Below are 25,193 nucleotides of genomic sequence, written 5' to 3' on the forward strand. Positions count from 1 at the left end.
CAATCGTTTTCAGCTAACGTTGTCAGGGAAGGGGCCCGGCACCGATGCCTTCCGGTGCCGGACCCCTGTGCCGGCTCCTCCGGACCCTCAGCCGGAGAAGCCGACGTGCGCGAGCCGAACGGGGCCGCGCAGTCTGAGGCGGACGTCGTGCACACCGCCGGCGGCGAACGCGGCGGTGAGGGTGCGGTAGTCGTAGGGCCCCCGCGTTCCGCCCGCCGTGATTTCGGCGACCGGAGCACTGCCCGGCGGCGGTTCGGCGACCGGCGGACCGCCCGGCGGCCGTTCCGCGACCGACGCCCCGCCCGGCCGGAGCCCAGAGGCCGACAGGTCACCGTCCAGGAAGACCTCGACGACCCCCTCGCCCGCCGCCTCCACGACGACCTCGGTGACTCCCGCGCCGAAATCGCAGTCCCGGTAGAGGAGTTCGCCCGTGCCGCCGTCCACCGGGGTCACCGCGTCGCCCGTCGCCTTCGTGCGGTCGACGATGGCGGTGTCTCGCTGCTCGTCGAAGTGGGCGGCGTTCAGGCCGCGTTCGCGGACGAGGCGAGGAGTGCCGGGCTCGCCGTCGAGTTCGACCCGCGCGCCGAGCCGGATGTCCTCGCTGGACGCGCCGACCAGCAGTTCGTACGCGCCCGGCTCCAGGCGCCGACGGTCGTGGGCCACGTCCCAGAACTCCAGCGCCGAGAGCGGTAGTTCGAAGGTGACGGGGGTCGAGACGCCCGGGGTGAGGCGGACCCGTCGGTGTGCCGCCAGTTCGCGGCGCGGGCGGGGTACGGACGGGGCGACCGCGCGGGTGTAGAGCTGGACGACCTCGTCGGCGGTCGCGGTCGAGGTGTTGGTGACGGTGCACGAGACCGTCAACGCGTCTGCTTCTCGGCGGACTTGAAGGTCCGCGTAGGCGAACGAGGCGTAGGACAGGCCGTGTCCGAACGGGAACAGCGGAGTCCCCTCGAAGTAGAGATAGGTCTGCCGGCCGCCGATCACGTCGTAGTCCAGCAGGCCGGGCAGGTCGTCGTCGCCGGCGTACCAGGTCTGCGGGAGGCGGCCCGCGGGGGAGACGTCCCCGGCGAGGACGCGGGCCAGGGCGGTGCCCGCCGCCTGGCCGCCGTGCGCGGTCCACAGCAGGGCGGGCAGATCGGCGTGGTCGACCGCGTACGGGTAGGCGGAGACCAGGGCCAGCACCGTGTCCGGGTTCGCCGCGCGGGCGGCACGCAGCAGCCGCTCCTGGTGGGCGGGCAGCCGCAGGGTCGTACGGTCCTCGGTCTCGCGGCCGTTGACGTGCGGGTCGTTGCCCGCGACGACGATGACCACGTCGGCCGAGGCGGCGGCACGGGCCACCGCGTCCTCGCCGTGTTCGCCGAACTCCAGCTGGAAGATCTCGGCGTCGCCGGCGTCCTCCTCGGCAACCTTCACGCCGTCGGCGGCGACAGAGACGTACCTGCCCGTCCCCAGGTGCTTCAGGAGGTGGCCGTTCCCATGGGATGCGGAGGGTTCCAGCCGGAAGGTCTCCTGGACGACCCAGCCGCCCGGCCGGTCGGCGGAGGCGCGGACGAAGCAGTCGTCGGCGACGGAGAGATACCGGCCGTCGGGGGCCCGCAGGGTGAGGATCCCCTCGCCCCAGTCGATCAGCGCCAGTTCGGTGCCGACGGCGTCGGCGGTCAGCGGGGGCAGGTCGGTGCGCCCCGTGAGCAGCGCCGGGTCGAGGGCGCCCCCGGCACCGCGTACCTCCTCCGCCGTGTCATCGGCGGCGGGCACCGCGAGATACCGGCCGGACGACGTCCTCAGACGTACGCGGTCCACGCCCTCGGCGAAGTCCACGCGCTCGGCGCCGAACCGCTCGTACAGGCCCTCCAGCGGGGTCGAACGGTGGATGAGCGTGCCGCTGTACCAGTCGAGCTTGCACTCGTCGGCGAGCAGGCCGACGACGGCGACCCGGACGCCGGGGCGCAGCGGCAGCAGACCGTCGTTCTTGAGCAGGACGATCGCCTGTTCCGCGGCTTCCCGGGCGAGCGCGCGGTGGGCGGGCGTGTCGAAGTCCTCGGTTCCGGCGTACGGGTCGAGGTCCGGGTCGAACTCGCCCAGCCGGAAGCGCACGGCGAGCTGGCGGCGGACCGCGGTGTCGATGTCGGCCTCGGTCAGCAGGCCAAGCTCCAGGGCGCCCCGGACGCGTCCGGCGATCCGCGATCCGTCCGTGCCGTGGTCGGTGAAGCTGTCGACGCCGGCGAGGAGGGCGGCGGCGGTGGCCTCCTCGTGGGTGTCGAAGTAGTGCTCGGAGTCGACCAGGTTGGAGGGCGCGCCCGCGTCCGAGCAGACCAGCAGCTCCTGGTCGGTCCACGCCCGCAGGTGCTCGCGCAGATACGGCGAGACATGGTTGGGGCGCCCGTTGACCAGGTTGTACGCGGGCATCACACCGGAGACGGCGCCCGCGACCACGGTGTCGCGGAAGGCGCGCAGGTCGTACTCGTGCAGCACGCGCGGGCGGACGGACGAGGACGAGGTGTCCCTGTGCGTCTCGTTGTTGTGCGCGAGCCAGTGCTTGAGGACGGGCGCCGTGCGCCAGTAGGCCGGGTGGCCGCCGCGCAGCCCGCGGGTGTACGCGGTGGCGATGGCGGAGGTGAGCGCCGGGTCCTCCGAGTAACCCTCCTCGTTGCGCCCCCACAGCGGGTGGCGCAGCAGATTGACCGTGGGGGACCAGACGTTGAGGCCCACCCGGTCGTCGCGGGCGCGCATCGCGCGGACCTCCGTCGAGACGGCCTCCCCGACCCGGCGCACGAGATCCTCGTTCCAGGTCGCGCCGAGTCCGACGGCCTGGGGGAACACCGTCGCCGGGCCCATCCAGGCGACGCCGTGCAGGGCCTCCTGGCCGGTGCGGAACGCCCGCACGCCGAGTCGCTCGACGGCGGGCGCGAACTGGTGCAGGAACGCGATCCGTTCGTCGAGGGTGAGCCGCGCCAGCAGGTCGTCGATGCGCTTCGCGAACGGCAGGCTCGCGTCACGGAAGGGCGGCATGGGTGGCGTCTCTGCGGTCACGTGGTGATCCCTTTGCGGTGGAGCGGTGACGGGCTTTCGAAGCGCTTCGATGCTCGATCGGCCAGGGGGTGGGTGTCAAGACACCTGGGGGCAGCAACTCCATTTCCCGCCATAGATCTCAAGTGCCAGGCGGGGCATGCCTGTTGCATGACACTCCGAGGAATCTTGGGATCGACCCTTGTGCACCCCCAGGCGTTCACTTAACCTCGCAGCAACATCGAAGCGCTTCGATTGACGGGCTTCCCTCCCCGCAGGGCACAGTCCTCCGAGGACCGCTTCAGCTCAGGCAGATCCACTCAAGACACCGCAGCCGACGGCTCCACCGCCGGGTGTCCTGCTGTGCGCCATGAAGGGTTGACGCAATGACGCCGAACTCCGCCACCTCCGCCCCCAGCCGGAGAAGCTTCCTCGCCTCCACGGCGGTCGCAGCGGCCGCCGTGGCCGGCGGAATGCCCCTGCTCGCCGCCTGTGGCGGCGGACAGGACGGCAACAAGGACGGCACCACCTCGGGCAAGGACGCGCAGAAGATCCTTCCGGCGTTCGTGGCGTCGAGCGTCGTCACGCCCGACATCCCCTCGAAGAACGGATCGGCCGCGGGCTTCACACAGCCGATCGACCTGAGCGCGCTGAAGACCGCCGTCCCGAAGAAGCTGGGCGGCGGCAGCGGCCTGAAGATCATGTCGCCGTTCTGGGGCACACCGCCGGCCGACGACAACGCGTACTACACGGCCATGAACGAGGCCATCGGCATCAAGGCGACCTGGCAGAACCAGGACGGCAACACCTACGACGAGAAGCTCGGCGCGATCCTCGCCTCCAGCGACATCCCGGACGTGGTGGTCGTCCCCGGCTGGAACCTGAACGGCAAGATACCGAGCGCGATCAACGCCAAGTTCGCCGACCTCGGCCCGTACCTGTCCGGCGACAAGGTCAAGGACTACCCGAACCTCGCGGCCGTACCGACCGACGCCTGGCAGCGCTCCATCTTCGGCGGCCTGCTGCGCGCGATCCCGATGCCGGCCTCGTACGTCACGAACATCGCGGCCTTCTACCGCAAGGACATCTTCGCCAAGAAGGGCTACACACTGCCCAAGTCGCCCGACGAGTTCCTGTCCTGGGCGAAGGAGGCCACCGACGCCAAGGCGAAGGTGTGGGCCTGCGACGACCTCAAGTGGACGGCCTTCAACATCTACGGCGTCCTCAACGGCAGCGACAAGGCACTGTGGTGGGACCTGCGGGACGGCAAGCTGGTCAACCGCGTCGAGACCGCCGAGTACCTCGAAGCCCTGGAGTGGACGCGCAAGCTCTACGCGGCGGGCGTCGTCCACCCCGACGCCAAGGCCGTCAAGGGCGACGCCTCCAACCGCTTCACCGCGGGCCAGTCCCTCGTCTTCAACGGCGACCTGTCCTACTGGTACGGCTCGACGGCCGAACAGCGCACCCAGAAGACGGACTTCGAGATGGGCGCGTTCGACATCTTCGGCCCCGACGGCGGCGACCCCACGCTCTGGGCGACCCAGCCCGCGGGCATCTTCACCTTCGTCAGCAAGAAGGCGTCCAAGCGGCAGATCAAGGACTTCCTCGCGCTCGCCGACTTCTGCGCGGCGCCGTACGGCACCAAGGAGTACATGCTCACGGTGTACGGCGTCGAGGGCACCGACTACACGGTCAAGAACGGCCTGCCCACCAAGACCACCAAGGGCACCAACGAGGTCAACGGCGCCTACGACTACACCGGCGACCCGGCCGCCTACCTCGCCCACCCCGATCTGCCGGACATCGCCAAGCTCCAGGTCGAGTGGCAGCAGCGCATGGGCGCCTTCACCAAGAAGTCCTCCTTCTACGGGCTGACCATCACCGAGCCCAACCGCTGGACCAACCTCGCCAACGACTTCGAGCAGCTGGAGGACGACATCGTCCGCGGCCGCAAGAAGATCAGCGACATGCAGCAGGCCGTCGCGGACTGGAAGCAGAAGGGCGGCGACGACCTGCGCGCCTGGTACAAGAAGCTGCTCGACGACAACGGCTCCGCGGCCAAGTGACCCAGGGCTGAGGCAAGGAGAAGGCCGTGTCGCACAGCACGGTGCCCCGGAGCGGGGCCGGGGCCGAGGCGGGCAAGAGGACACCGGACGGGAGTCCACCGGACGGCGACGCCGGGCGCGCCGCCGGACGGCGGGCCGGGCGGAACGCCGGACAGGGCGCCGGAAGGCCGGGCTTCCGGCTACGGTTCAGACGCGACCGCACCCTGATCCTGATGACCCTCCCGGCGGTCGCGCTCGTCCTCGTCTTCACCTACATACCGGTCCTCGGCAATGTCGTCGCCTTCCAGGACTACGACCCGTATCTGAGCGACAACGGCTTCGTCGCGATCTTCGAGAGCCCCTGGATCGGCCTGGAGAACTTCCAGCGGATCTTCGCCGACTCGGAGTTCTGGCACGCCGTGCAGAACACGTTCGTGCTGTTCTTCCTCCAGCTCGTGCTGTACTTCCCGATCCCGGTCGGCCTCGCGCTGCTCATCAACAGCGTGGTCAGGCCCCGGGTCCGGGCGGTCGCCCAGGCGGTCATGTACCTCCCGCACTTCTTCTCCTGGGTCCTGGTCGTCACCGTCTTCCAGCAGATCTTCGGCGGGGCGGGCATCATCGCGCAGACCCTGCGGCAGCACGGCCACCAGGGCATCGACCTGATGACCGATCCGGGGATCTTCAAGTTCCTGGTGACGGCCGAGGGTGTCTGGAAGGACGCGGGCTGGGGCATCATCGTCTTCCTCGCGGCCCTGTCGTCCGTCCCGCCCGATCTCTACGAGGCCGCCGCCATGGACGGGGCCGGACGCTGGCGCCGGATGTGGCACATCACCCTGCCCGCCCTGCGCCCGGTGATCGCCCTGCTCCTGGTGCTGCGCGTCGGCGACGCGCTCACCGTCGGCTTCGAGCAACTCCTGCTCCAGCGCGACTCGGTGGGCCCCGGCGCCTCCGACGTCCTCGACACCTACGTGTGGTGGAACGGCATCCGCAACCAGGACTTCGGCTATGCCGCGGCCGCCGGACTGGTCAAGGGCGTGGTCGGCCTGGGGCTCGTCCTGACCGCCAACAAGGTCGCCCATCTCATGGGTGAGCAGGGGGTGTACGAGAAATGACCGCCGTGACGTACGAACCGCGCGACAGGCCCGGCCGCTGGGCGGCGCCGCCCCGGCCGCCCTGGGAGGAGGAGCCGTCGAAGGCCGGCCTCGCGGGCAAGGGGCTCACCCTCACCCTGGCCGCCTTCGCGATCCTCTTCCCCCTCTGGATCGTCGTCGTCACCAGCCTCCAGTCGAAGAAGACCATCGACGCGGCCGGCGGTCTGGTGGTCATCCCCCAGGGCGTCACCCTCGTCGCCTACAAGGAACTGCTGACCGGCGGCCAGGTGCAGCGCGCCGCGCTCGTCAGCGTCGGAGTGACCCTGGTCGGCACCCTGTTCAGCATGTCGGTCTCGGTCCTGTGCGCCTACGGCCTCTCGCGTGTCGGATCGCTGGGCCACCGCTGGCTGTTGATGCTGCTGCTCGCCACGATGTTCTTCGGCGCCGGGCTCATCCCCACCTATCTGCTCGTGCAGGCGCTCGGCCTCACCGACACCTATCTCGCGCTGATCCTCCCCAGCGCGGTGAGCGTCTTCAACATCCTGGTGCTGCGCGCGTTCTTCATGGGCATCTCGCCCGAACTGATCGACAGCGCCCGCATCGACGGCGCCGGCGACTGGCGCGTCCTGTGGCAGATCGTGATGCCGCTCTCCCGGGCGGTCCTCGCGGTGATCTCGCTGTTCTACGCGGTCGGTTACTGGAGCGCCTGGTTCAACGCCTCCATCTACCTGACCGACCAGAAGATGATGCCGCTCCAGAACGTCATGATCCAGCTGGTGCAGAAGCAGGAGCGTCCCGTCGGACTCGCCACGCAGATCAACACCGGTCAACTGTCGCCGCTCGCCATCCAGATGGCCGTCATGGTGATGGCGCTGCTGCCGGTCGCGGTCCTCTCGCCCTTCGTCCAGCGGCACTTCAAGAAGGGCATGCTCACCGGCGCCGTGAAGGGCTGATCCCGGCCGGGTCTTGCGCCCCTCCACACCCCTCTCGTGCCTCCGCGTTCTTCCGTACGGCCTCCGTTCCGCCGCCCCAGCTCGCCGCGGCCGACCTGCTCCTGACCAGCGGTCGGCCGCGGCGGTCCACTCTCCTCACCCCGATCGAGGTAGGTCATGCGCACGCCCCGCGGAACCGGCCCGGAGTCCGGGCGTCCGAGCCTGAGCGACGCCACCCGGGGCCGCATCCTGTTCGGCGGCGACTACAACCCCGAGCAGTGGCCGGAGGAGACCTGGCACGAGGACGTCCGCCTCATGAAGGAGGCCGGCGTCAACTCCGTCACTCTCGGGGTCTTTTCCTGGGCCAGGCTGGAACCACGCCCAGGAGTGCGGGAGTTCGGCTGGCTGGACCGGCTGATGGACCTGACGCACGAGCACGGCATCGGGGTCGTGCTCGCCACCCCCACCTCCTCGCCGCCCCCCTGGATGGGCCGGCTGCACCCCGAGACGCTGCCCCGGGACGAGGACGGCCGCACCGAATGGTGGGGCTCCCGGCAGCACTTCTCGCACTCCAGCGCCGTCTACCGCCGATGCGCCGCCGCCATCACCGAGGATCTGGCCGCCCGCTACGGGAGCCACCCCGCGCTCACGATGTGGCACATCAACAACGAGTACTGCACCTTCGACTACGGCGACGAGGCCGCCGCCGCCTTCCGCCGCTGGCTCCAGGACAGGTACGGCACCGTCGAAGCCCTCAACACGGCCTGGGGAACGGCCTTCTGGGGCCAGGGCTACGACGGCTGGCACGAGGTGATCCCACCGCGTCACGCGCACTACATGAAGAACCCGACGCAGGTGCTCGACTTCAAGCGGTTCACCTCCGACATGCTCCTGGAGTGTTGCGCCGCCGAGCGGGACATCGTGCGCCGCCACAGCCCGCACACCCCGGTGACCAGCAACTTCATGCCGATGTGGGTCGGCCAGGACGCCTGGAGGTGGGCCGCCGAGGAGGACGTCGTCTCCGTCGACGTCTATCCGGACCCGCGCGACCCGCTCGGCGCGCAGAACGGCGCCCTCATCCAGGACATGACGCGCTCCCAGGCCGGAGGCGGTCCCTGGATGCTCATGGAGCAGGCGGCCGGGGCGGTCAACTGGCGTGGTGTGAACCACCCCAAGCCGCGCGGGCTGAACCGGCTGTGGTCGCTGCAGGCCGTGGCGCGCGGCGCCGACGCCGTCTGCTACTTCCAGTGGCGGCAGTCCCGGCAGGGCGCCGAGAAGTTCCACTCGGGGATGATCGGCCACGCGGGGGAGCGGGGCCGCACCTTCCAGGAGATCAAGCGGATCGGTGCCGAACTCTCCCTCCTCGGCACCTATGTGACAGACAGTCATGTCGCCTCGGACATCGCGATCCTGCACGACTGGAACTCCTGGTGGGCGGGAGCGCACGACGGCCGACTCTCCTCGGAGAACGACTACGCGGAAGTCGTACGGGCCTGGCATCGCGCCCTCTGGGAGGCTCACCTCACCACCGCCTTCGCGCATCCCGAACACGACCTCTCCGCGTACCGGATGATCGTCGTGCCCCAGCTCTACCTGCTCACCGACGCGGCGATCGACAACCTCCTCGCCCGTGTACGAGCGGGCGGCACCCTCGTCTGCGGCTTCCTCACCGGCGTCGCCGACGAGGACGACCGGGTGCGGCCGGGCGGCATGGACGAGCGGCTGCGCGAACTGTTCGGCATCCGCACGCTGCACGAGTGGTGGCCGCTGGACGCGGGGGAGAGCGCGGACTGCGACGGCTTCCGGGGCACGCTCTGGTCCGAGGAGATCGAACCCGACGGCACCGCGGTCGTCGAGACGCGGTACCGGGGCGGCGAACTGGACGGACTGCCCGCCGTGCTCCGCAAGGGCACGGCCCGCTACCTCTCCACCCTTCCCGAACCGGCCGCCCTGCGTGAACTGCTGGCGAAGGCCGCGTACGGCGCGGGCGTCCGGCCGGTGCTCGACGGGCTGCCCGACGGCGTCGAGGCCGTCCGGCGCGGTGACCTGCTCTTCCTGCTCAACCACGGGCACGACCCGGTGACCGTCGAGGTCCCGGGCAGTCACCGCGACCTGCTCGGCGGCGCGCCCGTACGCGACTCCGTACGACTGGAGCGCTACGGAGCGGTGGTGCTCGCCCCATGACGGACAAGGCTCGCTCCGACGCACACGCAGCGAACACCCACGCCCACTCCACTCGCACCGACTCCGACGGCACCCGAACGGAGGGGGGCCAAGCGGAGTGCGGCCGAGCGGATGGCGGCCGTGCCTCCGCCCCCGTCCACGGCACCTGGGAACCTCTCCCCGCCGCCCGCTGGGAGGACGCCTTCCTGAGCGGGAACGGCACGCACGGCGCCATGGTGTTCGGTGATCCGAACGACGACCGGGTGATCGTCAACCATCACCGTCTGGTCCGCCCGAACGGCAGCGTGAACGCCCGCCCGCCCGAACTCGCCGACCGCCTCGCCGACGTGCAGGACCGGCTGCTGGCCGGAGACGTGAGCGCCGGGGAGGACTTCACCGACGGACGGCCGCTGCTGTGGGTGCAGCCCTTCCACCCGGCCTTCCAGGTGCGACTGCGCCGCCCTGGTGACCTCGCGCATACGGACGGTGTGCGCCGCCCCGCCGAGGAGCGGCCTGCGTACCGGCGCGAGGCCGACTTCACCACCGGGGTCGTCAGCGCCGCGTGCGGTGACCGGCGCAGCGAGGTCTTCGTCTCGCGCGCCGACGACGTCATCGCGCACTATGCGACCGCCACCGACCTCGCGGCCGAGGTGACACTCGACCACCGGCTGCCGGGAGCGCCCGCCGACCTCGCGGTGGCCCACGGAGCCGTCCGCACCCCCGAAGGCGCCCTCCTCACCCTGCGCGCCCGCTATCCGGGCAGCGACCTGGCGTACACCGGGATCACGCTCCTCGTCACCGACGGCCGGACCCGTCCCACCCTTCCCGGCGTACGGGTCGAGGGCGCCCGCTCGATGCTGCTGCTCACCCGGGTACGCCGGCACCCGGGCGAGACGGACGTCCTCGCCGAGGTCCGCGCGCTACGGGAGCTGCTGCCCGAGGCCGGCCACGGCGCCGAGGGCATCGAGCGCGCCTACGTCCACCTGCTCGACCGCCACACCGCCTCGCACCGCGCCGCCTACCTCCGCGTCACCCTCGACCTGCACGCCGATCCCGCCGAACGGGCCCTCCCCGGATCGGAGTTGGTCCGGCGACCGAAGAGCCCCGCCCTCCTGGAACGGCTCTTCGCCGCCGGCCGCTACCATCTGTTGTCCGCGGCCGGGACGCTGCCGCCCCGGCTGACCGGGATCTGGACCGGCGACTGGGACACCGCCTGGTCCGGGGCGTTCACCACGGACGCCAACCTCAATCTGCAGACCGCGTCGGCCGTCGCCGCCGCGCTCCCCGAGGTCACCGAGGCGCACGCGGCCCTGGTCCACGGCCAGTTGCCGCACTGGCGGGACAACGCCCGAGCCGTCTTCGGCGCACGCGGTGTCGTGGCCCCCGCCCACACCGACGGCGAGTCCGGCCACATCCACCACCTCAGCCGTGAGTACCCGCTGCACGTGTGGACCGCGGGCGCCGACTGGCTCCTCAAGCCCCTGGTGGACCACGACGAGACCCGCGGCGAGCGCGACCCGAGGCTGGCCGCAGCGCTCGCCGAAGTCGCCCGTTTCTACGAGGACTTCCTCACCCGGACCGACGAAGACGGCCACCTGGTGATCGTGCCGTCCTACTCCCCGGAGAACCGCCCCGCGAACGCGGGCTGGGTCACCGTGAACGCCGCCATGGACCTCTCGGCGGCCCGGCACGCCCTGCGCACGGCCGCCGAATACCACCCGGGACCCGACGCCGACCGCCGGCGCGCGCTCGCCGACCGGCTGCCGCCGCACCGGATCAACGCCGAGGGAGCGCTCGCCGAGTGGGCCAGGCCCGGACTCCTCGACACCTACGACCACCGGCACCTCAGCCACCTCTACGGCGTCTGGCCGCTCGACGAGATCAACCCGTACGACACCCCCGAACTCGCCGCGGCGGCCCACCGCGCCCTCGAACTGCGCGGCGCCGAGAACGACTCGGCGCACGGCCACCTCCATCACGCCCTGGTGGCCGCCCGGCTGCGGGACGCGGAGCGGGTGGCGGCAGCCCTCGACAACGTCCTGGCCGGGGACTTCTTCCACGTCTCCCTGATGAGCGGCCACTACCCGAACCGGCACGTCTACAACGCCGACGCCGCCCACACCCTGCCCGCCGTGCTCATCGAGGCCCTGATCCAGTCCACACCGCGGCGGCTCGTCCTGCTCCCCGCGCTCCCCGCCGGCCTCCCCAGCGGCGAACTCCGGGGCATCCGCACGAGGTTCGGCGCCGAGGCCGACCTCATCTGGACCCCCGACGGTGCCACGGCCGTGCTGCGACCCGGCCGCACCTGCCGCATCGAACTCCAGACTTCCGCCGGCGCGCGACCGCTCTCCCTGAGCGCCGGAGAAGACCGCGTCCTCACCCTGGGGCCGCGGTAGACCCCCGCACCTCCCCCCACCCATGAAAGGGACCTCATGGCGCTTCGTACACGGAACAGGATCACTATGACCCTGCTGGCCCCCGCGCTCGCGCTCGGCGCGACGATCGGCCTCGCCTCGGCCCCCGCCCAGGCCGCCGTCTGGTCCTCCTGCGACCAGTGGGGCAGCACCACCCTCAACGGGTACACGCTCTACAACGACATCTGGGGCTCCGGCGCCGGCAGCCAGTGCATCTGGGCCAACTCCGGCACCAACTGGGGAGTCTGGGCCGACCACCCCAACACCGGCGGCATCAAGTCCTACCCCAACTCCAAGAAATACGTCGGCAAGACGATCTCGGGGCTGTCCACCCTCACCAGCACCTACAACGTCACCGTCCCGTCCTCCGGCGCGTACGACACCTCGTACGACATCTGGGACACCGGCTACGCCCACGAGATCATGCTCTGGGTCAACTACAACGGAGCCGTCGGCGCGCTCGGCACCTCACAGGGCACGCTCACGCTGAACGGCAACACCTGGACCGTCTACAAGGGCAACAACGGCGCGAACGACGTCTTCTCGTTCCTGCGGACCTCGGACTCCACCTCCGGCACCCTCAACATCCTCCCGATCCTGAAGTGGATCGCGAACACCAAGGGCTGGATGTCGAGCGGCGCGACCATCGGGGACGTGCAGTTCGGCTTCGAGATCACCTCGTCCGCGGGCGGTCTCGACTTCACCACCAACAACCTGACGGTCAGCAGCAGTTGACCCGCGCCTGAACGGGCGGCCGGTCCCTCGCGGGGCCGGCCGCACCCGGCCGGACAGGATCCGCCCCGGCCGGCCGCACCCGTCCCGGACCGGCCCTAACCGGCCACCGGCAGCCGCGCCCCGTCCCGCAGGAACAGCGGGATCCGGTCCAGCGGCGCGTCGACCGTCACGGCCACGCCCCCCTCGTACGACTTCCCGGTCCACGCGTCCGTCCAGCGCGCACCCGCCGGGAGGTACGCCGTACGGGCCGTCGCGCCCGCGGTGAGAACCGGCGCGACCAGCAGGTCCGGGCCGAGGAGGTACGCGTCGTCCACCGACCAGGCCGCCTGGTCGCCCGGGAACTCCAGGAGCAGCGGGCGCATCACCGGCAGCCCCTCCTCGTGGGCCTCCCGCATGACGTCCAGCAGATACGGCTTCAGGCGTTCGCGCAGCCGCAGGTACTTCTCCATGACGGCGCCGGCCTCCTCGCCGTACGACCAGACCTCGTTCGGGCCGCCCGTCATGCCGGGGCCGAGCGGCAGGCCGGGGTCGCGGAAGCCGTGCAGCCGCATCAGCGGGGACAGCGCGCCGAACTGGAACCAGCGGACCATGACTTCGCGGTACGCGGGGTCGTCCGGGTCGCCGCCGTGGAAGCCGCCGATGTCGGTGTTCCACCAGGGGATGCCGGACAGCGCGGTGTTGAGGCCCGCGGCGATCTGGCGGCGCAGGGTCGCGAAGTCGGTTCCGATGTCGCCCGACCACAGCGCGGCCCCGTAGCGCTGACTGCCCGCCCAGGCCGAGCGGTTGAGGGAGATGATCTCGGTCTCCCCGGCGGCGGCCATCCCCTCGTAGAAGGTGCGGGCGTTCTCGCGCGGGTAGAGGTTGCCCACTTCGAGACCCGGGCCCGCGTGGTAGCGCAGGTTCTCGGCGAAGCCCGGCTTCAGCTCCGGCTCGCAGGCGTCCAGCCAGAAGGCCGAGATCCCGTACGGATCCAGGTAGTTGTCCTTCACCCGCGACCACAGGAAGTCGCGCGCCTCGGGGTTCGTGGCGTCGTAGAAGGCCACCTGGACGGTGGACGCGACCTCCTTGTCCGGCCAGTCGGCGTGCGCCATCGGTCCGTACTCGGTGCCGATGAAGTAGCCCCGCTGCTCCATGAGCTGGTGGTTCTCGGAGAGCGGGGAGACCGAGGGCCAGACCGACACGACCAGTTTGACGCCGAGACCGGCGAGTTCGGCCTGCATGGCCGCGGGGTCGGGCCACTCGGCCGGGTCGAACCTCCAGTCGCCGAGATGGGTCCAGTGGAAGAAGTCGCAGACGATGACCGACAGCGGCAGGCCCCGGCGCTTGTACTCCCTTGCCACCTCCAGGAGTTCGTCCTGCGTGCGGTAGCGCAGCTTGCACTGCCAGAATCCGGCCGCCCACTCGGGCAGCATCGGCGTACGGCCGGTCGCCGCGCTGTAGCGGCGCTGGGCGTCGGCCGGAGTGCCCGCGGTGATCCAGTAGTCGATCTGGCGGGCCGAGTCGGCCACCCAGCGGGTGCCGTTGCCGGCGAGCTCCACCCGGCCGATGGCCGGACTGTTCCACAGAAGGGTGTAGCCGCGGCTGGAGGTGAGCACCGGAACGGTGACCTCGGCGTTGCGCTGGACGAGGTCCAGGACCGCGCCCTTCTGGTCGAACAGCCCGTGCTGGTGCTGCCCGAGGCCGTACAGCTTCTCGCCGTCGTACGCGGCGAAGCGCTGCTCCAGACGGTGGTGACCGTTCCCCGTGGGGGTGTACAGGCGCGAGCCGGGCCACCAGAAGTGGGCGCGCTCCTCGGCGAGGAGCTCACTGCCGTCGTCGGTGCGGGTAAAGCGGAGCAGCCCCTCGGCGCTCACCTCGACGGTCAGCGCTCCGACCGTCAACCTTCCCTGGCCGTCCCGGAGTTCGAGCATGCTCGCGGTGGCCTCCCGCTCGTCGAGCAGCGCTCCCGGCAGGCCTTCGAGTACGGGGGCGCCGAGACGGGCGCGGACCCGGACCGCGTCGGGGCCCCACGGCTCGATCCGGACGGTCTCCGTGCGGCCGCTCCACTCCAGCGCGCCGTCCCGCTCACGGAACGTGCCCACGGTCGGGGAGGACTGCGCGAGGCTGACCTGGGACTGGGTTTCGGCAGACTGATTCACGGCGAGTGCTCCTGAAGGAGTGCAGACATGAAGGAGTGCAGACAGGGAGTGCGGGTGGGGTGCGGGCAGGGGTGCAGCCAGGGCGGTGCGGGCAGAGCAATGCAGAGCGGTGCGGTGCGGTGCGGTGCGGTAGGAGTGTGCGGACGGGGGTGCCCCCCCGGCAGAGAGAGGCCCGGGACGGGGGCCCGGAAGGGGCGCCCTCGAAAGGGTCCTGGGTGCTGGGCCCTGGGTCAGGGAGCGGCCGGCGCCGGCCCCGTGCTCGCCCGGACCGTCAACTCGGGTGCGATGAGTACGACTTCGTCCTTGCCGCGCCCTTCGAGCTTGGCGATCAGATGCTCGACGGCGTGCCGGCCCATGTCCTGCGCCGGGATGGCGACCGACGTCAGCCGCACCGAGGCCTGGGTGGCGACCTGGTCCGGGCAGATCGCGATCACCGACACGTCCTCGGGCACGGCGCGGCCCTCCCGGCGCAGCAGCGCGAGGAGCGGTTCGACCGCCGACTCGTTCTGTACGACGAAGCCCGTGGTGCCCGGGCGCTCGTCGAGGATGCGGGCGAGGGTGAGGGCCATCGCGTCGTAGCCGCCCTCGCAGGGCCGGTGCAGTACGCGCAGGCCCAACTCCCTAGAGCGGGACCGGAGTCCGTCGAGCGTGCGCTCGGCGAAGCCGGTGTGCCGCTCGTAGACGGCGGGCGCCTCGCCGATGACAGCGATGTCACGGTGGCCGAGCAGCGCCAGGTGCTCGGCGCACAGCGCGCCCGTCGCCCCGAAGTCGAGGTCGACGCAGGTCAGGCCGGTGGTGTCGGCGGGCAGACCGATGAGCACGGACGGCTGGTCCGTCTCGCGCAGCAACGGCATTCGCTCGTCGTCGAGTTCGACGTCCATCAGGATCATCGCGTCGGCGAGCCCGCTGCCGGTGACCCGGCGCACCGCGTCGGGCCCCTCCTCACCGGTGAGCAGCAGGACGTCGTAGCCGTGCGTCCGGGCGTTCGTGGCCACCGCGATGGCGATCTCCATCATCACGGGTACGTACATGTCGGTGCGGAGCGGAACCATCAGCGCGATGATGTTGGACCGGCTGCTCGCCAGGGCGCGGGCGCCCGCGTTCGGGTGGTAGCCGAGCTCCTGGATGCTCCGCTCGACCCGCTGCCGGGTGCCCGCGGAGATGGACCGCTTGCCGCTGAGGACATAGCTCACCGTGCTCGCCGAGACTCCGGCGTGCTGGGCGACCTCGGCGAGGGTGACCATCCAGCTCTCCAAGCTTTGTGAAGCGCTTCGACAGTGCGCGCGGTACGGATAGGGGCGAGTGGGGGTGGCTCGACACTAGCCCGGTGGAGGAATCGTGTCCATAGGTTGTCGAAGCGCTTCGACAACGAAATTCCCGAACTTCGGCAACGAGATTCCTGAACCCGGTTCAGCGCCCTCGTGGAACGTGCGGTGGCCCCCTGAGCGGCGTACCCAGACCGTCCCCCGGAAGGCGTCCCCGGCGCAACACCGCCGACCGTGCCCGTGCCGGCGGGTGAGAGAGCAGGCGGGTACCCGGGTGACGGGGTGGCGCCGGCCGGGGTCCCGGGGGCGTCCATTGGGCCGAACGCTGCGTGAGGACTGGTGGGGTCACCGGGAATCCGGTAAATACGATCGAGTAGCACCGTTCGGTAACGAACAGCCCCAAGATCCCTATTCGCGGCGAGGTGAGCCTCATGTCCGCAACACCCCACCAGCCCACAGTCACCGAACGTGAGGCCCGACAGGTCGCCGAGGCCGCGCGCGAACAGGACTGGCGAAAGCCCAGCTTCGCCAAGGAACTCTTCCTCGGCCGCTTCCGGCTCGACCTGATCCACCCGCACCCGCTCCCCGCCGACGAGGACACCCTGCGCGGCGAGGAGTTCCTGGCCAAACTGCGCGACTTCTGCGAGACGAAGATCGACTCCGCCCGGATCGAGCGCGAGGCGCGGATCCCGGACGAGACCATCACCGGGCTCAAGGAGATCGGCGCCCTCGGCATGAAGATCGACACCAAGTACGGCGGTCTCGGCCTCACCCAGGTGTACTACAACAAGGCCCTCGCCCTGGTCGGCTCCATGAACCCGGCGCTCGGCGCGCTGCTCTCCGCCCATCAGTCGATCGGCGTACCGCAGCCGCTGAAGCTCTTCGGCACCCAGGAGCAGCGGGACACCTTCCTGCCGCGCTGCGCCCGCACCGACATCTCCGCCTTCCTGCTCACCGAGCCGGACGTCGGCTCCGACCCGGCGCGGCTCGCCACGACGGCGGTGCCGGACGGTGACGACTACATCCTCGACGGGGTGAAACTGTGGACGACCAACGGCGTCGTCGCGGATCTCCTCGTCGTCATGGCGCGCGTCCCGAAGTCCGAGGACCGCAAGGGCGGCATCACGGCCTTCGTGGTGGAAGCCGCCTCGGAGGGCGTCACGGTCGAGAACCGCAACGCGTTCATGGGCCTGCGCGGCCTGGAGAACGGCGTCACCCGCTTCCACCGGGTGCGGGTGCCTGCCGCGAACCGCATCGGACCGGAGGGTGCGGGCCTGAAGATCGCCCTCACCACCCTCAACACCGGCCGCCTCTCGCTGCCCGCCATGTGCGTGGGCGCGGGCAAGTGGTGCCTGAAGATCGCCCGTGAGTGGTCGGCGGTGCGCGAGCAGTGGGGCAAGCCGGTCGCCTTCCACGAGGCCGTCGGCTCCAAGATCTCCTTCATCGCGGCCACCACCTTCGCGCTCGAAGCCGTTCTCGACCTGTCGTCGCAGATGGCCGACGAGAACCGCAACGACATCCGCATCGAGGCCGCCCTCGCCAAGCTGTACGGCTCCGAGATGGCCTGCCTGATGGCCGACGAACTGGTCCAGATCCGCGGTGGCCGCGGCTTCGAGACGGCCGCGTCGCTGGCGGCCCGCGGCGAACGCGCCGTCCCCGCCGAACAGGTCCTGCGCGACCTGCGCATCAACCGCATCTTCGAGGGCTCCACGGAGATCATGCATCTGCTGATCGCCCGCGAGGCCGTCGACGCCCATCTCTCGGTGGCCGGCGACCTCATCGATCCCGACAAGTCCCTCTCGGAGAAGGCGAAGGCGGGCGCGAACGCCGGGGTCTTCTACGCCAAGTGGCTGCCGAAGCTCGTCGCCGGAGCCGGTCAACTCCCGCGCTCGTACAACGAGTTCCACCACGACGTCGACCTCTCCACGCATCTGCGCTACGTCGAACGCAGCGCCCGCAAGCTCGCCCGGTCCACCTTCTACGCCATGTCGCGCTGGCAGGGCCGCATGGAGACCAAGCAGGGCTTCCTCGGCCGGATCGTCGACATCGGCGCCGAACTCTTCGCGATGAGCGCGGCCTGTGTACGGGCCGAACTCCTGCGCACCACAGGGGAACACGGCCGCGAGGCCTACCAGCTCGCCGACGCCTTCTGCCGTCAGTCCCGCGTCCGCGTCGAGGAGCTGTTCGGACGTCTGTGGACCAACACCGACGACATCGACCGCAAGGTCGTCAAGGGTGTCCTGTCGGGCACCTACACCTGGCTGGAGGAAGGCGTACTCGACCCGTCCGGCGAAGGCCCCTGGATCGCCGACGCCACACCCGGCGCGAGCACCCGGGAAAACGTCCACCGGCCCATTCGCTGACGATCGTCCCGGTCACGCCGACGGACCCCGTCCGCCGTCGCGCTGCTTGCCGCGCCGCAGCAGGGCGCCGACAATGAACGCAACGGCGAACGGGGAACTCCACCGAGACGCCTCGCGGTTTTCCCCGGCATCGACCGCGCCGGACTGCGAGGGAATTCCCATGCCAGGAAAAGGGCTCGACGCCATCACCGGCAGGATCATGCGGGCGGGCGAGGGCCGGATACTGCACCGCCTCGAACGCCTCGCCGCACAGGTCGGCTCCCTGGAGGAGGAGTTCAGGGCACTGACCGACGAGGAACTCCAGTCACTCACACCGGAGTTCCGGGAACGTCACGCCGCCGGCGAGAGCCTCGACGACCTGCTGCCGGAAGCCTTCGCCGCGATGCGCGAGGCGTCCCGCCGCATCCTCGGCATGCGCCACTTCGACGTACAGATCATGGGCGGAGCGGCGCTGCACCTCGGCAACATCGCCGAGATGCAGACCGGCGAGGGGAAGACCCTCGTCGGCACCCTGCCGGTGTATCTGAACGCCCTCGCGGGCAAGGGAGTCCACCTCGTCACCGTCAACGACTACCTGGCCCGGCGCGACGCCGATTGGATGGGGCGCGCCTACCGCTTCCTGGGCCTGACCGTCGGCGTCGTCAGGACGGAGTCGACGCCCGCCGAACGCCGTGCCCAGTACGCCTGCGACATCACCTACGGCACCAACACCGAGTTCGGCTTCGACTATCTGCGCGACAACATGGCCTGGTCGCGGGACGAACTCGTCCAGCGTGGGCACCACTTCGCGATCGTCGACGAGGCCGACTCGATCCTCATCGACGAGGCCCGCACCCCGCTGATCATCTCCGGCCCGGCCGACCAGCCCACGCACTGGTACGAGGCCTTCGCCGCGTTCGCCCAGCACATGAAGGGCGTACGGGTGCAGGAGGAGCAGTTCACCACGCAGGCAGACAAGGACCGCCTCGCCGAACTGCGGATGCGGCACGACTACGAGTACGACCCGAAGACGCGCACGGTGTCGATCCTGGACCCCGGCGTCGAGTACCTCCAGGACCAGCTCGGCATCGACAGCCTCTACGAGTCCGACCACACCCCGCTGATCGGACACCTCAACAACGCCCTCAAGGCCAAGGAGCACTTCAAGAAGGACAAGGACTACGTCGTCGTGGACGGCGAGGTACTGATCGTCGACGAGCACACCGGCCGCATCCTCGCCGGCCGCCGCTACAACGAGGGCCTGCACCAGGCCATCGAGGCCAAGGAAGGCGTCACGATCAAGGACGAGAACCAGACCCTCGCGACGATCACCCTGCAGAACTTCTTCCGCCTCTACGACAAGCTCGCCGGCATGACCGGCACCGCCATGACCGAGGCGGCCGAGTTCCACCAGATCTACCAGCTGCACGTCGTCCCGATCCCCACCAACCGGCCCATGGTCCGGCGCGACGACCCCGACCAGATCTACCGCACCGTGGAGGCGAAGTACGCCGCGATCCTCGCCGACATCGCCGAGAAGCACCACCTCGGCCAGCCCGTCCTGGTCGGCACCACCTCCGTCGAGAAGTCCGAGCTGCTCTCGGTGCTGCTGCGCGGGCAGGGCATCCGGCACGAGGTCCTCAACGCCAAGAACCACCGGCACGAGGCCCAGATCGTCGCCCAGGCGGGACGCCGGGGCGCCGTCACCGTCGCCACCAACATGGCGGGCCGCGGCACCGACATCATGCTCGGCGGCAACCCGGAGGCCATGGCACTCGCCGAGGCGGGCGAGGACGCGGACCCGGAGGAACGGCGCAGGGCGCTCGACCGGATCACCTCCGCGGTCGCGGCCGAGCACGACGAGGTCAAGGAACTCGGCGGCCTCTATGTGCTCGGCACCGAGCGCCACGAGTCACGGCGCATCGACAACCAGCTCCGCGGCCGCTCCGGCCGGCAGGGCGACCCCGGCGCCTCCCGCTTCTACCTCTCGCTGGAGGACGACCTGATGCGGCTGTTCCGGGCCAACGTCGTCGACCGCGTGATGTCCATGGCGAACGTCCCCGACGACGTGCCCATCGAGAACAAGATGGTCACCCGCGCCATCGCCTCCGCCCAGGCACAACTCGAACAGCAGCACTTCGAGTCCCGCAAGGACGTCCTGAAGTTCGACGAGGTCCTCAACCGGCAGCGCACCCTCATCTACGCCGAACGCCGCCGGGTCCTGGCCGGCGAGGACCTGCGCGAGCAGCTCGTCCACTTCATGGAGGACACCGTACGGGCGTACATCGAGCAGGAGACCGGCGAGGGCTTCGGGGAGGAGTGGGACCTGGAGCGGCTGTGGGGCGTGCTCGGGCAGCTGTACCCCGTGGGGATCACCGTCGAGGAGCTGGAGGAACGCTACGGCGGCCGCGACGACCTCACCACCGAACGGGTCGTCGAGACGGTGACCGACGACATCCGCACCCGGTACGAGGACCGCGAGAGCGAACTCGGCTCCGACGCACTGCGCGACCTGGAACGCCTCGTCGTCCTCTCCGTCCTCGACCGCAAGTGGCGCGAGCACCTCTACGAGATGGACTACCTCCGCGACGGCATCGGCCTGCGCTGGACGCTCGGCCGCGAGCCGATCATCGAGTACGAGCGCGAGGGCTTCGACATGTACGGAGCCATGACCGACGCGATCAAGGAGGAGTCCGTCGGCTACGTCTTCAACCTCGACGCCACGGCCCCGGCCGACGGGACACTCGACCGGCGCGACCGCACCGACGGCCTCCTCTTCACCGCGCCGACGCTCGACACGGCCGACGGCGTGGTCGAAGGCGCGTTCGCCCGTACACAGCCGCCCGGGACCGCGCAGACAGCTCCCGAACCCGTCGGCGGACCGCCCGCGCGGAACCGCCCCAAGCCGCCGAGGTCCGGAGCCAGGCGCCGCCGCAAGCGCTGACCTGCGGATCAGTACGCCGGCCGGCCGCACCGGAACCCCCGCGGGTCGGCGCGCGCCCACCGCCGCCCGTACGGGATGTCCCCACCCCGCTCGGACCCCTCGGCGCGGCCGGGCGACGGGAATCACGAGGGGAGGCGGCGGAATGAGGGACGCACTGTCCTCCGGCCGACGTGATGCGGCCACAATGGGGGGATGAGTGACAGTCCAGCCCCCCTCGCTGATCCGCATCTCGTCTTCGACCCCGTGGCCGGAGTCCGGGATGTCGTGATCCTCGGATCCACCGGCTCGATCGGCACCCAGGCCATCGACCTCGTGCTGCGCAACCCCGACCGGTTCCGGGTCACCGCGCTGTCCGCCGCCGGCGGCAGGGTCGCCCTGCTCGCCGAGCAGGCCCACCGGCTGCGGGTACGGACGGTCGCCGTCGCGCGCGAGGACGCCGTCCCGGCGCTCAGGGAGGCCCTCGCGGCCCACTACGCCCCCGGTGAGCCCCTTCCCGACATCCTCGCCGGACCCGAGGCGGCCACCCAGGTCGCCGCCTCCGACTGCCACACCGTCCTCAACGGCATCACCGGCTCCATCGGCCTCGCGCCCACCCTCGCCGCCCTGGAGGCGGGCCGCACCCTCGCGCTCGCCAACAAGGAGTCGCTCATCGTCGGCGGCCCGCTGGTCAAGGCGCTGGCGAAGCCGGGCCAGATCATCCCGGTCGACTCCGAGCACGCCGCCCTGTTCCAGGCGCTGGCCTCCGGCACCCGCGCGGACGTGCGCAAGCTCGTCGTGACCGCCTCCGGGGGCCCGTTCCGCGGCCGTACGAAGGCCGAGCTCGCGGACGTGGCACCGGCCGACGCCCTCGCACACCCCACCTGGGCCATGGGCCCGGTCATCACGGTCAACTCCGCCACCCTGGTCAACAAGGGACTGGAAGTCATCGAGGCACACCTCCTCTACGACATTCCCTTCGATCGGATTGAGGTGGTCGTGCACCCTCAGTCGTATGTCCACTCGATGGTGGAATTCACGGACGGCTCGACGATCGCCCAGGCGACGCCCCCCGACATGCGGGGGCCCATCGCCATCGGCATCGGCTGGCCCGAGCGCGTCCCGGACGCGGCGCCCGCCTTCGACTGGACGAAGGCGTCGAGCTGGGAGTTCTTCCCGCTCGACAACGACGCCTTCCCGGCGGTGGGGCTCGCCCGGCACGTGGGGCAGCTCGCGGGTACGGCCCCGGCGGTGTTCAATGCCGCCAACGAGGAGTGCGTGGACGCGTTCCTGAACGGCACACTGCCGTTCAACGGGATCATGGAGACCGTCACCCGGGTCGTCGAGGAACACGGCACACCGCGTACGGGAACTTCCCTGACCCTCGCGGACGTCCTCGAAGCGGAGACCTGGGCGCGCGCCCGGGCTCGTGAACTGACGGCACAGACGACAACCGCGGAGGCTCGTGCATGACGACCCTGATGATGATCCTCGGCATAGTCGTCTTCGTGCTCGGGCTGCTGATCTCGATCGCGTGGCACGAGCTGGGACATCTGTCGACGGCCAAGCTCTTCGGCATCCGGGTGCCGCAGTACATGGTCGGCTTCGGCCCGACCATCTGGTCGCGCAAGAAGGGCGACACGGAGTACGGCATAAAGGCCGTCCCGCTCGGCGGCTACATCCGCATGATCGGCATGTTCCCGCCCGGCCCGGACGGCCGCATCGAGGCCCGCTCGACGTCCCCCTTCCGGGGCATGATCGAGGACGCCCGGTCGGCGGCCTTCGAGGAGCTGCAGCCCGGCGACGAGACCCGCCTCTTCTACACGCGCAAGCCGTGGAAGCGCGTGATCGTGATGTTCGCCGGCCCCTTCATGAACCTCGTCCTGGCCGTCGCGATCTTCCTCGGCGTGATGATGACGTTCGGCGTGCGCACCGAGACGACCACGGTCAGCAAGGTCTCGGACTGTGTCATCCAGCAGAGCGAGGACCGCACGAAGTGCGCGAAGGGCGACCAGGTGGCGCCCGCCAAGGCCGCCGGGTTCAAGGGCGGCGACAAGATCGTCGCGTTCGACGGCAAGGCGGTCCGCGACTGGACCGCCCTGCAGTCCGACATCCGGGGCAACCCCGGCAAGGACGTCACGATCACCGTCGAGCGCGACGGGCGGCAGATCGCCCTGAAGACCCATCTGATCAAGAACCAGGTGAGCCGGACGGACGGCAACGGCGGCTACGTCCAGGGCAAGTACGTGTACGCCGGATTCCTCGGCTTCACGCCCGCCTTCGGCATCGTCGAGCAGTCCTTCGGACAGTCCGTGAACCGCATGGGCGACATGATGCAGAACGGCGTCGAGTCCCTCGTCTCGCTGCCCGGCAAGGTCCCCGACCTGTGGAACGCGGCCTTCGGCGACGGCCCGCGCAAGGCCGACTCCCCGATGGGCGTGGTCGGCGCGGCCCGCATCGGCGGCGACGTCTTCACCCTGGACATCCCCGCGTCGCAGCAGGTCGCGATGATGCTGCTGCTGGTCGCCGGGTTCAACCTCTCGCTGTTCCTGTTCAACATGCTCCCGCTGCTCCCGCTCGACGGCGGGCACATCGCGGGCGCGCTGTGGGAGGCGCTGCGCCGCAACACGGCGAAGGTCCTGAAGCGGCCCGACCCGGGCCCCTTCGACGTGGCGAAGCTGATGCCGGTGGCTTATGTGGTGGCCGGAATCTTCGTCTGCTTCACCTTGCTGGTGCTCGTGGCGGACGTGGTCAACCCGGTGAAAATCAGCTAGTAAGCCTGCGTTTGCGGCGGCCGGGCACCCTGGGTGTCCGGCCGCCTTCCATTGAGTGGGTTTGGGGGCGGGGGCGTGATGTGCTCGGTGGCGCGCCCGTACCGTAATCTCGAAGCCTGGAGCCCACGATTCCGGGACCTTGATCCACAACTTGGGGTTGCACAGCAGATGACTGCGATTTCTCTCGGCATGCCGTCCGTTCCGACCAAGCTGGCCGAGCGCCGGAAGACCCGGCAGATCCAGGTCGGAACCGTGGCCGTGGGCGGAGACGCACCCGTCTCGGTGCAGTCGATGACGACCACACGTACGTCGGACGTCGGCGCCACGCTTCAGCAGATCGCCGAGCTGACCGCCTCCGGCTGCCAGATCGTGCGCGTCGCCTGTCCCACCCAGGACGACGCCGACGCGCTCGCCACGATCGCCAAGAAGTCCCAGATCCCGGTCATCGCGGACATCCACTTCCAGCCGAAGTACGTGTTCGCCGCGATCAACGCCGGCTGCGCCGCCGTCCGCGTCAACCCCGGCAACATCAAGCAGTTCGACGACCAGGTCAAGGAGATCGCGCGGGCCGCCAACGACACCGGCACCCCGATCCGGATCGGCGTCAACGCGGGCTCGCTCGACAGGCGGCTGCTCCAGAAGTACGGCAAGGCGACGCCCGAGGCGCTCGTGGAGTCCGCGCTGTGGGAGGCCTCCCTCTTCGAGGAGCACGACTTCCGGGACATCAAGATCTCGGTCAAGCACAACGACCCCGTCGTCATGGTCAACGCCTACCGCCAGCTCTCCGCCGCCTGCGACTACCCGCTGCACCTCGGTGTGACCGAGGCCGGCCCCGCCTTCCAGGGCACCATCAAGTCGGCCGTCGCGTTCGGCGCCCTGCTCTCCGAGGGCATCGGCGACACCATCCGCGTCTCCCTGTCGGCCCCGCCGGTGGAGGAGGTCAAGGTCGGCCTGCAGATCCTGGAGTCGCTGAACCTCAAGCAGCGCGGCCTGGAGATCGTCTCCTGCCCGTCCTGCGGCCGCGCCCAGGTCGACGTCTACAAGCTGGCCGAGGAAGTCACCGCGGGCCTCACCGGCATGGAGGTCCCGCTGCGCGTCGCCGTCATGGGCTGCGTCGTGAACGGCCCGGGCGAGGCCCGCGAGGCCGACCTCGGCGTCGCCTCCGGCAACGGCAAGGGCCAGATCTTCGTCAAGGGCGAGGTCATCAAGACCGTCCCCGAGTCGAAGATCGTGGAGACCCTGATCGAGGAGGCGATGAAGCTCGCCGAACAGATGGAGGCCGAGGGCATCGCCTCCGGCGAGCCGTCGGTGTCCGTCGCCGGCTGACGCCCGGCCGGACTCCGCCGCACACCCTGGAACCAGGCCGGT

At 70.3% G+C, this 25,193-nt stretch carries 14 protein-coding genes; 11 read left to right on the forward strand and 3 right to left on the reverse strand.

The annotated features are described in order from the left end of the window. Window positions 1-87: 87 nt before the first annotated feature. Complete coding sequence (locus tag ACZ6KY_RS29675) at window positions 88-3,030, reverse strand: glycoside hydrolase family 3 C-terminal domain-containing protein (RefSeq protein WP_469313334.1); 2,943 nt, start codon at window positions 3,028-3,030, stop codon at window positions 88-90. A gap of 362 nt (window positions 3,031-3,392) precedes the next feature. On the opposite strand from ACZ6KY_RS29675, the gene ACZ6KY_RS29680 reads away from it, so the two are divergent. The 6 genes from ACZ6KY_RS29680 to ACZ6KY_RS29705 all read left to right on the forward strand — a co-directional run bounded on the left by ACZ6KY_RS29680 (window position 3,393) and on the right by ACZ6KY_RS29705 (window position 12,386). After that, on the forward strand, window positions 3,393-5,072 hold the full coding sequence (locus tag ACZ6KY_RS29680) for a type 2 periplasmic-binding domain-containing protein (RefSeq protein ID WP_469313335.1): 1,680 nt from the start codon (window positions 3,393-3,395) through the stop codon (window positions 5,070-5,072). Between the two features lie 26 nt (window positions 5,073-5,098). Beyond that, window positions 5,099-6,163: an ABC transporter permease gene (locus ACZ6KY_RS29685; protein ID WP_469313336.1), complete on the forward strand. Its 1,065-nt coding sequence runs from the start codon at window positions 5,099-5,101 to the stop codon at window positions 6,161-6,163. Further along, window positions 6,160-7,095 carry a carbohydrate ABC transporter permease gene (locus ACZ6KY_RS29690; RefSeq protein WP_469313337.1) on the forward strand — a complete coding sequence of 312 codons (936 nt, stop codon included), beginning with the start codon at window positions 6,160-6,162 and terminating at the stop codon, window positions 7,093-7,095. Before ACZ6KY_RS29685 ends, ACZ6KY_RS29690 begins: the two co-directional genes overlap by 4 nt. Before the next feature lie 156 nt (window positions 7,096-7,251). Further along, on the forward strand, window positions 7,252-9,258 hold the full coding sequence (locus ACZ6KY_RS29695; protein ID WP_469313338.1) for a beta-galactosidase: 2,007 nt from the start codon (window positions 7,252-7,254) through the stop codon (window positions 9,256-9,258). Continuing rightward, a complete protein-coding gene (locus ACZ6KY_RS29700) occupies window positions 9,255-11,633 on the forward strand; it encodes a glycosyl hydrolase family 95 catalytic domain-containing protein (protein WP_469313339.1) in 2,379 nt (792 codons plus the stop codon). Before ACZ6KY_RS29695 ends, ACZ6KY_RS29700 begins: the two co-directional genes overlap by 4 nt. 36 nt (window positions 11,634-11,669) lie before the next feature. Next, window positions 11,670-12,386, forward strand: coding sequence for a glycoside hydrolase family 12 protein (locus tag ACZ6KY_RS29705; RefSeq protein ID WP_469313340.1), 717 nt, complete (start codon window positions 11,670-11,672; stop codon window positions 12,384-12,386). 95 nt (window positions 12,387-12,481) lie between these two features. Here ACZ6KY_RS29705 and ACZ6KY_RS29710 read toward each other — a convergent pair whose 3' ends face one another. Beyond that, a complete protein-coding gene (locus ACZ6KY_RS29710; protein WP_469313341.1) occupies window positions 12,482-14,524 on the reverse strand; it encodes a glycoside hydrolase family 31 protein in 2,043 nt (680 codons plus the stop codon). Window positions 14,525-14,754: 230 nt separating this feature from the next. Then, window positions 14,755-15,768, reverse strand: coding sequence for a LacI family DNA-binding transcriptional regulator (locus tag ACZ6KY_RS29715; RefSeq protein WP_469313342.1), 1,014 nt, complete (start codon window positions 15,766-15,768; stop codon window positions 14,755-14,757). A 452-nt stretch (window positions 15,769-16,220) separates the two neighbouring features. Here ACZ6KY_RS29715 and ACZ6KY_RS29720 point away from each other — a divergent pair, with 452 nt between their 5' ends. From ACZ6KY_RS29720 to ispG, 5 genes are all read left to right on the forward strand, one after another. Next, a complete protein-coding gene (locus ACZ6KY_RS29720) occupies window positions 16,221-18,152 on the forward strand; it encodes an acyl-CoA dehydrogenase family protein (RefSeq protein ID WP_469313343.1) in 1,932 nt (643 codons plus the stop codon). Between the two features lie 160 nt (window positions 18,153-18,312). After that, window positions 18,313-21,075, forward strand: a complete 2,763-nt coding sequence (secA, locus tag ACZ6KY_RS29725; RefSeq protein WP_469313344.1) for a preprotein translocase subunit SecA — start codon at window positions 18,313-18,315, stop codon at window positions 21,073-21,075. Between the two features lie 192 nt (window positions 21,076-21,267). Further along, on the forward strand, window positions 21,268-22,524 hold the full coding sequence (gene dxr / locus ACZ6KY_RS29730) for a 1-deoxy-D-xylulose-5-phosphate reductoisomerase (protein ID WP_469313345.1): 1,257 nt from the start codon (window positions 21,268-21,270) through the stop codon (window positions 22,522-22,524). After that, window positions 22,521-23,825, forward strand: a complete 1,305-nt coding sequence (locus ACZ6KY_RS29735) for a M50 family metallopeptidase (protein WP_469313346.1) — start codon at window positions 22,521-22,523, stop codon at window positions 23,823-23,825. Before dxr ends, ACZ6KY_RS29735 begins: the two co-directional genes overlap by 4 nt. Window positions 23,826-23,993: 168 nt before the next feature. Further along, complete coding sequence (gene ispG / locus ACZ6KY_RS29740) at window positions 23,994-25,151, forward strand: flavodoxin-dependent (E)-4-hydroxy-3-methylbut-2-enyl-diphosphate synthase (protein WP_261708026.1); 1,158 nt, start codon at window positions 23,994-23,996, stop codon at window positions 25,149-25,151. The last annotated feature ends 42 nt before the right edge of the window (window positions 25,152-25,193 follow it).

The sequence above is a fragment of the Streptomyces sp. NPDC042002 genome (assembly GCF_055588305.1).